Consider the following 13,839-nt stretch of genomic DNA (forward strand, 5'->3'; position numbering starts at 1 on the left):
CTAAATAATCTCGAATCCAGCGCGCCGGCTTCCCGTGGGGCGCTCAAGCAGAACAAGCAGAAGAGGATTGCCGCGTGTCTTCCCCCTTGCGCATTGCCCTGATCGGCGCCGGCATCATGGGCCGCCAGCATTACCAGCACCTGCGGGACATCGCCGGCGCCCGCCTCTGCGCGGTGGCCGATCCGGGCCCCCAGGCCGAGGCGTTCGCCAGCGCCTGCGGCGTGCCGCACTACGCCGACCACCGGCAGATGCTGGAAAGCGCCCGGCCGCAGGCGGTGATCGTCGCCAACCCTAACAACCTGCATGTCGGCACCGCGCTGGACTGCATCGCCGCCGCTGTGCCGGTGCTGCTGGAGAAGCCGGTCGGCGTGCACCTGGACGAGGTCCGCGAGCTGGTCGCCGCCGCCCGTGGCAGCGCGGTGCCGGTATTGATCGGCCATCACCGCCGGCACAATCCGCTGATCGCCAAGGCGCGCGAGGTGGTGGCCGGCGGCGCCCTCGGGCGGCTGGTGAACGTCACCGCGCTGTGGCAGTTGCAGAAGCCCGCCGAGTACTTCGAGGTGTCCTGGCGCCGCGAGCCGGGCGCCGGCTTCCTGCTCACCAACCTGATCCATGACCTCGATCTGCTGCGCTACCTGTGTGGCGAGGTGCGTCAGGTCCAGGCCTTCACCAGCAACCAGATCCGCGGCCTGGTCAACGAAGACAGCGCGGCCATCCTGCTGCAATTCGAGAACGGCGCGCTGGGCAGCCTGACCGGCTCCGACGCCGTGGCGGCGCCCTGGAGCTGGGAGCTGGATTCCGCCGAAAGCCCGGTCTACCCGCAGCAGGCCGACCAGCCCTGCTACCTGCTGGCGGGCACCAATGGCGCCCTGAGCATTCCGCAACTCAGCCGCTGGCAATACGCCGAAGCGGGCGCCGGCTGGCACCAGCCGCTGTTGCGTAGCGAGGAGCGCTACACGCCCGGCGCGTCGCTGCGCCTGCAACTCGAACATTTCATCCGCGTGGCGCGTGGCGCGGAAGCGCCACTGACCGACGCCGCCGACGCCGGACGTACCCTGGCGCTGATCGAAGCGGTGCGCCAGGCCGCCGCCAGCGGCCAGGCCTGTGCGCCGGCCAGCATCCTCTAGGCGCGGGCCATGCCCGCGATTCGCGGCGTTGCGCCGCTGCTAGCTTTAACCCATGCCCTGTGAAGCGATGACCATGACCGAACGAATCTTTTCCCTGGCCGCCCTGACCGTCCTCGAACTGTCGCCCCCGCAGATGGTGGAAGTGGCCGCGCGCGCCGGCTACAGCCACGTCGGCCTGCGCCTGGTGGCGGCGACCGCCGAGGAGCATCACTTCCCGCTGGTGGCCGATGCCGAGCTGCGCCGGCAGACCCAGGCACGCCTGCGCGACACCGGCGTGCGCGTGCTGGACCTGGAAATCCTCCGCCTCAAGCCGGAGACCCGGGTCGCCGACTTCGAGGCGATTCTCGCGGTGGGCGCCGAGTTCGGCGGCAGCGAGCTGCTGGTGGCCGGCAACGACCCGGACGAGGCGCGCCTGACCGAGCGCTTCGCCGAACTCTGCGACCTGGCCCGCGGCTACGGCATCCACCCGCACCTGGAATTCATGCCCTGGACCGACGCGCCCGACCTGCGCAGCGCCATGCGCGTGGTGGAGAACGCCGGGCGCGACAACGGCTGCGTGCTGGTCGACGCCTTCCACTTCAATCGCTCCGGCTCCTCCCTCGACGACCTGGCGCGCCTGCCCGCCACGCGCATGCGCTATGCGCAACTGTGCGACGTCGCCGGGCCGCGCCCGGACGACATGCAGGAGATCCTGCGCCAGGCGCGCAACGAACGGCGTTTCCCCGGTGACGGCGACTGCGACCTGATCGGCCTGCTGCGCAGCCTGCCGGCGAGCCTGCCACTGAGCCTGGAAATCCCCACCCGGCAATTGCTGGAGCAGGGCGTCAGCGCCCTAGAGCGCGCCAGCCTGGCGCTGGACAAGGCCAGGGCGGTGCTCGCCAGGGTCTGATCGATCCAGGTCGAGGTTCCGTTTTTCCCATGCGCCCGGCACACTGCCGGGCGTCTTGCGTTCCACCCACTGAAGCGGGAAAACCCATGTCCTCCTCCCACGCGCTGTCCGGCGCGAGCCAACCCATCAAGGGCATCCTCCTGGTGGTGCTGGCGACCTTTCTGTTCTCCAGCCACGACGCCCTGTCGAAATACCTCTCCGGCTTCTATCCGATCATCCTGGTGGTCTGGGCCCGCTACCTGGTGCATACGCTGCTGATGGCCGGCATCTTCCTGCCGCAGTCGGGCCTGCGCGTGCTGCGCAGCCGCCGCCCGTTGCTGCAGGTGATACGCGCCGCCTGCCTGCTCGGCACCAGCCTGTTGTTCACCACCGGCCTGCAATACATCCCGCTGGCCGAAGCCACGGCGGTCAACTTCCTCGCGCCGCTGCTGGTCACCGCGCTGTCGATGCCGCTGCTCGGCGAGCGGGTCAGCGCCGGGCAGTGGGCGGCGGTCTCGCTGGGCTTCGTCGGGGTGCTGGTGATCGTCCATCCCGGCGGCGAACTGTTCACCCCGGCGATCCTCCTGCCGCTGGCCTCGGCGCTGTGCTTCTGCTTCTACCAGTTGCTCACGCGCAAGCTCGCCGAAGTCGACAGCCCGACCACCAGCAACTTCTTCGCCGGGCTGCTCAATACCCTGATCACCAGCGCGCTGGTGCCGTTCTTCTGGCACACGCCGAGCCTCGGCCACGCGCTGCTGATGCTCGCCCTCGGCGGTTGCGGGATGTCCGCGCACCTGTTCCTCACCCAGGCCTTCCGCCACGCCGCACCGGCCCTGCTGGCGCCGTTCGGCTATTGCCAGATCGTCTTCGCCGGGCTGATCGGCTGGGTGATCTTCAACCACCTGCCGATGCCATCGGCGTTGCTCGGCATCTCGATCATCTGCCTCAGCGGCCTCGGCGCCGCCTGGATGCAACGACGCCGCTGAGGGCGGGGCGCCGTCAGCCGACACGCCAGTGCGCCCTGGGCAGCACCCGCGGCGCCGGGCAATCCACGTTGCCCCTGGCGTCGACGGCCCCTTGCGTCCTGTAAAACAGACCGGCTCGAAGACCGCTCGAGGATGGGCGTTGCGTTGGAGAGCGGTCAGCCGCCATTGAGTGGATCGGCTCACTGCCAAGGTCGCACATGGCGAAGCGTCTTACGATGTACTCGGAATAGCGTCGGAGACAGCTTGATGCTGGCGCTGTAACCATCCTCCCGTCGAGCTCGGCAGGCCCTCTGCTCCGAGGTTTTCAGCGCCACTCTGGAACGCCAGGTGTCAGCGCTCCCGGTCAGCGATGAGACCACGCCTCTGATGCTCCCCCTTCTCCGGCTGACCGAGGCTATCGCCGGTCAGCACCATCGCAATACTGCAAGGAGCGCAAACAGCATGCTCGATGCCATTCTGGATTTTGTCGATGCCTTGAAGGATGAGTTCTCTCGCCGTCGCGCCGGACCAGTCCCCCCGGCGCCCCAGCCCAGCGAGCCACCTGCCGCACCAACTCCTGTACCAGCGGCGGCCGCTACGCCGCAGCCGCTCAGGAAGTGGAGCCATCCGTTCGGCTACAAATCCAATCCCTTGCTGCAGTTGACCCAGTTGGCCAACGCCGTGGCGGGCTATTACCCCCTGGGCCGCAATGGCATGTGGCATGGCGGCGTGCACTTCGATAGGGGCACCGCTGGCATCGAGGGGGCTGCCGGCGCGCTGGATCAATCCTATGTGCGCTGCCTGGCCGACGGTGAAGTCGTGGCCTACCGCATCGATCAGAACTCGCCGAGCAACACCTATCTCCTCAACGGGCAAAGCGTGCAGAGGACGTTCTCGCGCAACTTCGTGCTGGTGCGCCATCGCCTGCAGGCGCCGGCCATTGAAGGCCGCGCGGAGGTGCCGCCGAGCCTGACCTTCTACAGCCTGTACATGCACCTGCAGGACTGGGCTGACTACCAGGCCAATCCCACCCTGCCGCGCCCGGCCTTCTGGCCCGAGGCGGCCACCCGTCGCGTCAAGGCGACGGTGAACGACGTCCTACCCGGCCACCCGGAACAGCGCGGTTTGAAGGTGCTCAACCAGGCCCTGCACGGGAAAACCATCGCACTGCTGCCGCGTGGCGCGGAGGTGACGGTCAGCGGCGAAGGGGCGTACCGCAAACTGGCAAACAGCCGTGGCCCGGCCTTCTTGCAGAACCCCGATGGCTCACTGCGTGGCTACCTTTCCTTCAGCCATCTGCAGCCCATCACAGCGAGCGAGTACCGCATCCAAAGCACCACCCTCAACGTCCGAGCCGCCCCCGGCAACCACAGCGAAATCCTCGCGCGCCTGCCGCACGGCAGCGAAGTGACCCTCAGCGGCGAAGGCCAGTACCGCAAGCTGGAAAGCATCAACCAGTACGTTCACTTCGCCTCGCTGGAAGGCATTCGCCAACCACAGGCGCATGACCGCGTGCAGGTGCTCGACCCGCCCGTGCCGATCAAGGCCGGCGAACTGATTGGTCACCTCGGCTGCTATCAGGACCGCACGGATGCCGAGCCGCAGCAGAAGCTGCACCTGGAAGTCTTCAGCGGCGAAAACGTCGAAACCTTCATCAACGCCAGCCGCGCCTGGGCGCAACACCTGCCGGCCAGCGGCAAAACCTGGCTGAAGCTCGCCAAGGGCACCCCCGTGGTGGCTCATCAAAACAGCTTCGGCGCAACCCAGCCGCCCACCCTGAGCGCAGCGAGCACGCCCAGCGCCGCCACGCTGCTGCTACCCAAGAGCCTGCTCGATGGCCTGCCCGCCGAGCAGAAAATCCAGGTACCGGAAGCGAACGGACAGAGCGCCTGCAACTGGTACCGCCTCGCTGGCCTGCTGCATGACCAGCACAACCTATTGCTCGATGGCTGGGTCCGCGAGGAAGTGGGCGTCACCCCCTGGGTCAGTCCCTGGGAATGGGAAGGCTACGACATCATCTTCAACTTCGACACGGACCAGAACCGCCTGGCGTACTTCCTCAGCGCGATAGGGCATTTCAACGAAGACGAATTGGCGCAATACGGCGCCAAGGCCGAAATCACCGACAAGGGAGAAATGCAGACTCGCCTGTACGACATCATCGATCGCGACCGCAACGGCAAGATGACCGCCGAAGAACTGCAAGCCGCCCTGCGATTACCGGCACTGGCGCAGTCGATATCGCAACTGGTCATCTTTTACGAAAGCGAGTGGCACTACCAAGCGCGGAGATGGGATGCGCTGGATGGCCCGCTCGGTCATAGCGGCTCGACACCCCATGTGAACTGGCTGGCGGAGAAAGAGCGGATCAAACAGTTGTGCTGGTGGGATGAGGTCGCCGAGAGAGTGGGACTGCCGGCACATGGGCAGGTGTTTCATATGCATCCGATTGGGTTGTTTGGAATGTTTGGCTGTGAGCAAAGCTTGTTGGTAACCCGAGAGCAGTTAGCTTTGATCATGAAGTCGGCTAGTAATGAATTAATTGACCTTTATTTGCTGCCAATAAATTCTGCAATGATGGCTTTTGAGATAAATAGCAGTCTGCGTAAAGCGCATTTCTTGGCTCAAATTGCTCACGAAACCTCTGAATTAAAATATTCGGAGGAAGTTGCGTCGGGAGAGGCTTATGAGGGACGTTCTGATTTAGGGAATATTCAGTCTGGAGACGGAAGGCGATTCAAGGGGAGAGGTCTGCTACAGCTGACTGGGCGCTCAAACTATGAGGCTTTCGAAAGATATTTAAGGTCGATAGGTGAAAATTCGGATGTGACATCCAGCACGGAGATGGCGGAAAAAATTTCCAATTCCCCACAAATGGCATCTTTAGCTGCTGCGTATTTTTGGGGGAAGATAAAGTCAAAGCTAAATGCAGCGGCGGATAGAGACGATCTTTACTGGGTGTCGGTATATGTCAACGGATGGGCTAGTCAGGTAAATCCCTACTATGCGGATAAACAATTGGAGCCAAATCACATGAGGGAGCGCGTCGCAATGCTTATCAGGGCAAAGGAAGCCTTTGGGATATAGAGATGATTATTAAGAGGCTTTTATGGGGATTGTCTGTTGGGATTTGCTTGCCTGCGTTAGCTGGCGAAGCTTCTGTTAATGAAGTGAGTTTCTATAAAGGGGAAGTTGGTAGCTCTCCAGTGAGCATGAGTCTGAGTGTTTCTAATGGCGTGGTTTCAGGAAGATATATCTATGATAAATACAATACTCCAATCTTGCTGTCGGGCGAGATCAAGTTGGGTGGAGTTTTCCTGAGGGAGGGAGACGCGAAAAAATTCTCATTGCTCCAAAAAAGAGAAAGTCTTAATGGCGTATGGAGTGATGGGGTCTCAACTTATGCGGTGAATCTTAGGGAGGAGGGTGAATCATATAAAGATATTATTGAGTATATCTCAGGGTCCACTGAGAAATTAATAATAAAATTCAGATCTGGTATGGTTCAAGAAATTCCCATTTCGATAGCTGAGGACTCATTAAATTTGACTTTTGAGGACTTTAATTTTGATGGATTTCCTGACCTAAGAGTTTTAGCCGCCGGCGGCATATCTAATTCCACATATCTTTATTATGAGTACGACCCGGCAGGAAGGAGATTTGTCCAGTCATCCAATAGGATGGACGAGGTAAATAATCCGAAAGTCATGCATGCTAGGAAGATTGTTGCGGGACTCTCAAGGGAGGGGTGTTGCAGTTATAAAATAATTTTGATAGGAAAAAATAGTGAATTGACTGCTGCCTACGATTACTCGAAAGATTCGGGTTATAAGGTTTATGCGATCCACGGCGAGAAGAAAGGTATTCGCGAAGGAATATCAAGATCCTATTTTGAAAAAAATTTTATGGAGGTATATGAATCAAATGTCCCTTGATGGTTGATTGCTTCGACTATTACATCATCGACAGGTTTTTCATATGCATCCGATTGGGTTGGTTGGATGTTTTACAAGCGATAACCCTTTAGCAATTACTCATACACAACTGCGAGAAACTTTTCCCAGCGCAGATGATGGCGATATCGATGTTGTCTTGAGTGAGATCAACGGTCGCCTGGAAGAATTTAAATTAGACACCAGGCTAAGGCAGCGCCATTTCTTTGCTCAGATCAAAGGAGAGGTAGGCCCTTCCATGAAAGGAGTCACCGAAAGCTGGGAATACTCACCGGCAACGCTGAAATTGTTTAGCGAATACTATCGGGATCATCCTGCTGAAGCGGATGAGGATGGATACCTGAAAGACTCGCATGGGCGAATCATTCGTAGGGCGAATCAGCAGGAAATAGGGCGAAAGCACTTTCAATGACTTAAGGGGAATCGAGAATCCATCCCAGTGATGGGTATAACTTCAGGGGCAGAGGTCTGATACAAATTACGGAGTATGAAAAGTATCATGGATATATGCGAGGATCTGATAAATATTGGGCTGAAGCGGCTCCGGATATTGTGAATAACCCGGAGCTGATTAACTTAATGCTGAATGCAATTAGATGTGCAATATGGTTTTGGCTGAAGTTTAGAATTTATACGGCCGATACGGGAAAAGGCTATCGGGATGTTGAAGATGTAACTGAGCTTGTTAATGGAGGATATATGGGGCTGAGGGAAGGCAGGAGGCGTATAAATTGATTGAAAGAGTGTTGTGGTGAGCTTGTGAGAATATTTTTTTTGCTGTGTTGCTTATTTCAAGATTTGCATATGGAAATGAAATAAATTTATGTGCAGTCGATGAGGTGGTTATTGCTTCTTGTCAGCTTGATGAGGTTAAGCATCGAGTGCTATCTATTTGTTATAAAAACAATGGTAAAAACGTGTTTTATAGGTTTGGAAGGAAAGAGAATGTTGAGCTTTTTGTTAGTTTTTCAAGAGAAAAAAGGATAAGCAGATGGATTGATTTTGGTACATATACAACTTACTTTGGGTTTAGGCGGGGAAGGTATTCGTATGTTTTGGGGATTCCTGAGGAGTCTTATGGTGCTAGAGCTTTTGTGAAAATAAAAAAAGATGAAGAGAAAGTCATGTCTCGAAATTGTATTGCTAATTCTTTTGGTGAAAAGCTAATGAGGAGTCCGTTGATTGAGGATGTTGAGGATGAGGTTGTCAGGAGGAGTGATTTTATATTTCCGCCAAAATAAATAGTTGACTTTATAAAGACCGTATTTACAGGATAAGGGGCGCGGTCTGATGGATGTAAAGTATGTGACTTATATAATAAATTGTGGAAGTAATGGTCTCGCAGAGAGAGTCTGCGTATAGAGACTCTGAAGGTATATTGCAGTGATTTATTTATCGCACATGGTGGTGGCCGGGTACTTCTTTGTGATTTTCGGTGCGGAAAATGCATACTAAATTTATGGTTTAAAATGAAATCCATCTGCTTACTTTTTTTGTTTCTCGTCATTTCGAATTTTTCATTTGCAGACACGGCGGAGCAATGGATTGCATCAGGGGCGGATGAATCAAAATCCTTGACAATAGAAATAAAAGGAATCGACGGCGGAAAAATCATAAATTATTACTTTATATATGATTACGGAAGAAGGATGAATGAGCATTCAGAGGAAATGCCGCCAATTTATATAAAAAAGATCGATAGCAACTGCTTCAGGGCTGATATATTTGACGAGCAATCGGGAAATAAAGCAGATGTGATAATGTGCATGGCTGGCGAAAAAATATACTGGGCAAAAATTGATGACCCTCTTAAAACTCCATACATACCAAATTATGAGATTTTTATAAAAAAGCGCATATATAAATAATCATCAAGTTCAATTTATTCTTGGATCAGGAGGCGGGTAAGTTCAAGAGATTCCTTGGGGTTGGGTGGGGCGCCGAAGGGAAATTAATAAGGTATTTTTGGATATGTGTGACAGCTTGATCTCGAATCTATTCGAAAGAAAAACTAGAAGCCAACTCTACTGAGTTGCGAGTCAAATCATATGTTAGCCAGGAATGGTTTTTCTAAATTTTTGATTTTATTCCTAACTATCTTTCAATGTCGGGCGGAGACTACAAGGATAAAGGAAGATATTGCTTCTGGCTCCTTGGTATTTGATGGGCATAGATACCTGGATGTAATAGGGATGAAAGATGGGATTTATCGAGCCATGATAAGCATCAACGGGGCTCCTTCCTTATATGCAGGTGGTCAAGATGAAATTTACTATACCCTTGAGAGCTTAAATGGCAGGCTTTTTATCAATTGCGCATACATTGATAAAAGAAATAAATATAATGGGGCGGGTATTGAGTTTGGTATTTGTGCTCTTGGATTGCCTTTGAGTAACTATTACTCCTCCAGTGTTTATGCTTATGGTGATATATGGAATAAAATATTTTCCTTTGATACATCTATTGTAAAAGTGCATGGTTCGGATTTCTTTATTGGAAAAATTGGGGAGATAGCGGTTTTCAATAGATATGTTTCGATAGATGCGTTAGAAAGATCCGCTCCTGAGGCATATGTTAAGAGTGTTTCCGACTGTCATAGCTTCGGAGAAAAGAAAGTCTTTTTAGTATTCCATAAAGGTAATATAAAAAATCCTCTCTACCTTGATGTTCTTCAGTCCACTGAGCCTATGGAGCTTAAACGGCTAAAGGAAAGTGACTTAAAAAAGTTAGCGATAGAAAGATGCATTTGACGTTTTGTGCGGCCTTGTTGATGTGGCGGAGAGGATGTGGTTGCCGAGTACGGGCAGATGTTTCATATGCATCCGATTGGGTTGGTTGGGTGTTTCTCAATCCAGGAGCTTTATCGTTCTGCTCTGGGAATGATGGAAAAGTTGACACAAGGGCTGGAGCGATTCAGGTGCGGGTTCTTGTGATCCTGGCAAGTGATTAGAAACAGCGGAGTATCTGCTGTTTCGCGCACAAAAAAAGGGGCCCATGGGGCCCCCGAGAGTGGAATGTCGAAACTGCCGCAGGCTCAGTCCGCGCTGCTCGGTACCTTGCGCGGGGCCATGAAGTACATCCAGGTCAGGGCGATGAAGTACATCGCCGGGATCAGCGTGAAGAGCACGGCGTAGTTGTTGTTGGTGGCGGTCAGGATCGCGCCGACGATCTGGGTCATGAACATGCCGCCGATGGCCGCGCACATGCCGCCGAAACCGAACACCGTGCTCACCAGGTGCTTGGGCGTGTAGTCCATGACCAGGCTCCAGATGTTCGCGGTCCAGGCCTGGTGCGCGCCGACCGCCAGGGCGATGGCCAGCACGGCGATCCACAGGCCGCTGGCGTGGGCGGCGAAGGTCACGCTGACGATGGTGCAGGCGAAGATCAGCATCGACAGCAAGCGTGCGCTGGTGGCGCGCATGCCACGGCCGATCAACCAGGACGAGAAGACGCCGCCGCCGATGCTGCCGAAGTCCGCGGTCAGCCAGATGAGGATCAGCGGGATACCCATCTGGGTGACGCTGATGCCCAGGCCGTACTGCTGGTTGAGGAACGGCGGCAGCCAGTACAGGTAGAACCAGAACACCGGCGCGGTGAGCGAGTAGGCCAGGGCGAAGGCCCAGGTGCCGCGCATGCGCAGGATATGACTGAAGGGCACGCGCGCGGCGGCGGGCTCGGCGTCGGTCTGGATGTATTCCAGCTCGCTTTTCTTCACCCGCGGATGCTCTTCCGGGTTGAAGTAGTTCAGGCCCCAGAGCACCACCCAGACCAGGCCGAGGGCGCTCATGCACAGGAAGGCGGCCTGCCAGCCCCACAGCGAGAGGATCAGCGGCAGCAGCGCCGGGGTGATCATGGCGCCGACGTTGGTGCCGGCGTTGAACAGGCCGGTGGCCAGAGCGCGCTCGCCGGCCGGGAACCACAGGCGGGTGGTCTTGACGCAGGCCGGGTAGTTGGCGGCTTCGGTCAGGCCGAGGATGAAGCGGCAGACCATGAAGCCGATCGCCGAGGTGGCCAGGCCATGGCAGCCGGTGGCGACGCTCCAGAGCAGCACGGCGAAGAGGAAGGAGCGCTTCACGCCGATGTTGTCGATGAGCCGGCCCTGGATCACGAAGCCGATGGCGTAGCCGACCTGGAACCAGAAGTTGATGTTGGCGTAGTCCATCGCCGTCCAGTTCATGGCCTTGGCCAGGATCGGCTGCATGACGCCGAGCGCCGCACGGTCGATGTAGTTCAGCGTGGTGGCGAAGAACACCAGGGCGAGCATGGCCCAGCGGGTCTTGCCGACCGCGAAGGCGCCATGGATTTTCTGCCCGATCGAGGCATGCGGGGTAGGCGATACGACGGAGGAAGCGTGGGTATGGATCATCTCGGAGCCGTCCGTTGTGGGACTGCGCGGGCAGTCGCGACAAGTGGTGCGCGCCGCGCCGACAGCGCCGCGTCAGGTCAGTGAGCCTGGCGCGCGGGCAGGGCGGTGGCGGGCGTTGGAGTCTGGGTCAGGCGCGCGGGGCGGCCTGCGGGCTGCGGGCGTGTAACGGCAGCGAAGCGCGGGCGACGGACGGAGACAAGGCGGCGGAGTGTGGGTGCATGTGCATGAGGCGGTACCTGATTCTTGAAATTGTTATGGCCTTACGGCGTTTCGATCACGGGCATTCGGCAGGCAAGGGCAGCGAAGAGTGCCTACCGTTCAGGTGAATCCCCGTGGCCTGTTTTCGATGTTGCGCATCGGTTGAAAAAGCGTCAATTCGATAACCGGCCTTCTGTTCGCTGATCGAACACAAAACTAACTGGTTCGTACAATTTGAGTTGCCGCTCGAAAATACCCTGCGAATAATTCAATGGCCAGTCTTGCGCCTGCCGGGCTGGCCGAATTCCGGCGCGCGCCGACGATTGGTCCAGGTTGCGCGCAGACATGGCTCGGAGAAGCCCACAGACCAGGAGCTGAAGCATGCAGCGCTCGATCGCCACCGTCTCCCTGAGCGGTACCCTGCCCGAAAAACTCGAAGCCATCGCCGCCGCCGGTTTCGACGGCGTGGAAATCTTCGAAAACGATCTGCTCTATTACGACGGCAGCCCGCGCGACGTGCGCGCGATGTGCGCCGACCTGGGACTGGCGATCGCCCTGTTCCAGCCGTTCCGCGATTTCGAGGGCTGCCGCCGCGACCGCCTGGCGCGCAACCTCGACCGCGCCGAACGCAAGTTCGACCTGATGCAGGAACTCGGCACCGACCTGGTGCTGGTCTGCAGCAACACCGCCGCCGACTCCCTGGGCGAGCGCGAGATCCTCGTCGACGACCTGCGCCTGCTCGCCGAGCGCGCCGGCGCCCGTGGCCTGCGCATCGGCTACGAAGCCCTGGCCTGGGGTCGCCATGTGCGCACTTGGCAGCAGGTCTGGGACATCGTCCGCAGCGCCGACCATCCGGCCCTGGGCGTGTTGCTGGACAGCTTCCACACCCTGTCGCTGCAGGGCGATCCCAGCCGGATCGCCGAGATTCCCGGCGAGAAGATCTTCTTCGTGCAGATGGCCGACGCGCCCCTGCTGGCCATGGACGTGCTGGAGTGGAGCCGGCACTTCCGTTGCTTCCCCGGCCAGGGCGAGTTCGACCTGCCCGGCTTCCTCGCACCGATCCTGAAGAGCGGCTACCAGGGCCCGCTGTCGCTGGAAATCTTCAACGACGGCTTCCGCGCCGCGCCGACCCGTGCCAATGCCGCCGACGGCCTGCGCTCGCTGCTTTACCTGGAAGAGAAGACCCGCCGCCTGCTGGAGCAGGAAGGCGCGCCCGCCGCGCAGACTGACCTGCTCTTCGCGCCGCCGCCGGCGAGCCGCTACGACGGTGTCGAATTCCTCGAATTCGCCGTCGACGAAGCCCAGGGCGCGCGCCTCGCCGGCTGGCTGGAAAGCCTCGGTTTCGCCCGTGCCGGCGAGCACCGCTCGAAGGCGGTCAGCCTGCTGCGCCAGGGCGATATCAACCTGGTGCTCAACGCCGAGCCCTATTCCTTCGCCCACAACTTTTTCGAGGCCCACGGCCCCTCGCTGTGTGCCACCGCGCTGCGGGTGCGCGACGGCGCCCAGGCGCTGGAGCGCGCGCAGGCCTTCAAGGGCCAGCCGTTCCGTGGCCTGGTCGGCCCCAACGAGCGGGAAATCCCGGCGGTGCGCGCGCCGGACGGCAGCCTGATCTACCTGGTGGAGCCGGGCCAGCCTGGACAGACCATCTACGACAGCGACTTCAAGGTGAACGACCAGGCCGTCGCCAGCGGCAGCCTGACCCGCATCGACCACATGGCCATGGCCCTGCCGGCCGAGAGCCTGGATAGCTGGGTGCTGTTCTACAAGAGCCTGTTCGATTTCGAGGCCGACGACGAAGTGGTCCTGCCGGACCCATACGGCCTGGTGAAAAGCCGCGCCATCCGCAGCCGCTGCGGCAGCGTGCGCTTGCCGCTGAACATCTCGGAGAACCGCAACACGGCGATCTCCCATGCGCTGTCCAGCTACCGCGGCTCGGGCGTGCACCACATCGCCTTCGCCTGCGACGACCTGTTCGCCGAAGTGACCCGCGCCAAGGAAGCCGGCGTGCCGCTGCTGGACATCCCGCTGAACTACTACGACGACCTGGCCGCGCGTTTCGACTTCGATGACGAGTTCCTCAGCGAGCTGGCCTACTTCAACGTGCTCTACGATCGCGATGCCCAGGGCGGCGAGCTGTTCCATGTGTATACCGAGCCCTTCGAAGGCCGCTTCTTCTTCGAGCTGCTGCAGCGGCGCAATGGTTACGTCGGCTACGGCGCGGCGAACGTCGCGGTGCGCCTGGCGGCCATGGCCAAGGCGCGCAGCGGCGCGGCGCGCAAGGTGAAGCTGTAAGCCGCACGGACCGGCTGGCGGCGGCGAGCGATCGTCGCCGCGCGTTCTTCCTTCGCGCCTTGGCTCGGAC

11 protein-coding genes are annotated in these 13,839 nt (G+C 58.4%); 10 read left to right on the forward strand and 1 reads right to left on the reverse strand.

Annotation, left to right across the window (positions count from 1 at the left end; all coding sequences use genetic code 11):
• The first annotated feature begins 74 nt into the window (after positions 1–74).
• The 9 genes from BLQ74_RS15695 (at position 75) to BLQ74_RS27085 (ending at position 9,663) form a co-directional block, all read left to right on the forward strand.
• Entirely contained in the window at positions 75–1,127 is a 1,053-nt protein-coding gene (locus tag BLQ74_RS15695) for a Gfo/Idh/MocA family protein (protein ID WP_090263753.1), read from the forward strand.
• 73 nt (positions 1,128–1,200) lie between these two features.
• Positions 1,201–2,016: a sugar phosphate isomerase/epimerase family protein gene (locus tag BLQ74_RS15700; RefSeq protein WP_090263755.1), complete on the forward strand. Its 816-nt coding sequence runs from the start codon at positions 1,201–1,203 to the stop codon at positions 2,014–2,016.
• An 86-nt stretch (positions 2,017–2,102) separates the two neighbouring features.
• Positions 2,103–2,981, forward strand: a complete 879-nt coding sequence (locus BLQ74_RS15705) for a DMT family transporter (RefSeq protein ID WP_090263757.1) — start codon at positions 2,103–2,105, stop codon at positions 2,979–2,981.
• A gap of 441 nt (positions 2,982–3,422) precedes the next feature.
• Positions 3,423–6,047 carry a hypothetical protein gene (locus BLQ74_RS15710; RefSeq protein ID WP_139199071.1) on the forward strand — a complete coding sequence of 875 codons (2,625 nt, stop codon included), beginning with the start codon at positions 3,423–3,425 and terminating at the stop codon, positions 6,045–6,047.
• 2 nt (positions 6,048–6,049) lie between these two features.
• On the forward strand, positions 6,050–6,895 hold the full coding sequence (locus BLQ74_RS27065; RefSeq protein ID WP_139199072.1) for an XAC2610-related protein: 846 nt from the start codon (positions 6,050–6,052) through the stop codon (positions 6,893–6,895).
• Between the two features lie 43 nt (positions 6,896–6,938).
• On the forward strand, positions 6,939–7,325 hold the full coding sequence (locus BLQ74_RS27070; protein WP_139199073.1) for a hypothetical protein: 387 nt from the start codon (positions 6,939–6,941) through the stop codon (positions 7,323–7,325).
• 367 nt (positions 7,326–7,692) lie between these two features.
• A complete protein-coding gene (locus BLQ74_RS27075) occupies positions 7,693–8,154 on the forward strand; it encodes a hypothetical protein (protein ID WP_139199074.1) in 462 nt (153 codons plus the stop codon).
• Positions 8,155–8,382: 228 nt separating this feature from the next.
• Complete coding sequence (locus BLQ74_RS27080) at positions 8,383–8,781, forward strand: hypothetical protein (RefSeq protein ID WP_139199075.1); 399 nt, start codon at positions 8,383–8,385, stop codon at positions 8,779–8,781.
• A 324-nt stretch (positions 8,782–9,105) separates the two neighbouring features.
• Positions 9,106–9,663, forward strand: coding sequence for a hypothetical protein (locus BLQ74_RS27085; RefSeq protein ID WP_139199076.1), 558 nt, complete (start codon positions 9,106–9,108; stop codon positions 9,661–9,663).
• Positions 9,664–9,947: 284 nt separating this feature from the next.
• Here BLQ74_RS27085 and BLQ74_RS15715 read toward each other — a convergent pair whose 3' ends face one another.
• A complete protein-coding gene (locus tag BLQ74_RS15715) occupies positions 9,948–11,279 on the reverse strand; it encodes an MFS transporter (RefSeq protein ID WP_090263761.1) in 1,332 nt (443 codons plus the stop codon).
• 579 nt (positions 11,280–11,858) lie between these two features.
• Between BLQ74_RS15715 and quiC the strand changes: the two genes are divergently transcribed.
• Positions 11,859–13,769, forward strand: a complete 1,911-nt coding sequence (quiC, locus tag BLQ74_RS15720) for a 3-dehydroshikimate dehydratase QuiC (protein ID WP_090263763.1) — start codon at positions 11,859–11,861, stop codon at positions 13,767–13,769.
• Positions 13,770–13,839 lie beyond the last annotated feature (70 nt).

The organism is Pseudomonas panipatensis (genome assembly GCF_900099785.1).
GTDB classification, from domain to species: Bacteria; Pseudomonadota; Gammaproteobacteria; order Pseudomonadales; family Pseudomonadaceae; genus Pseudomonas; species Pseudomonas panipatensis.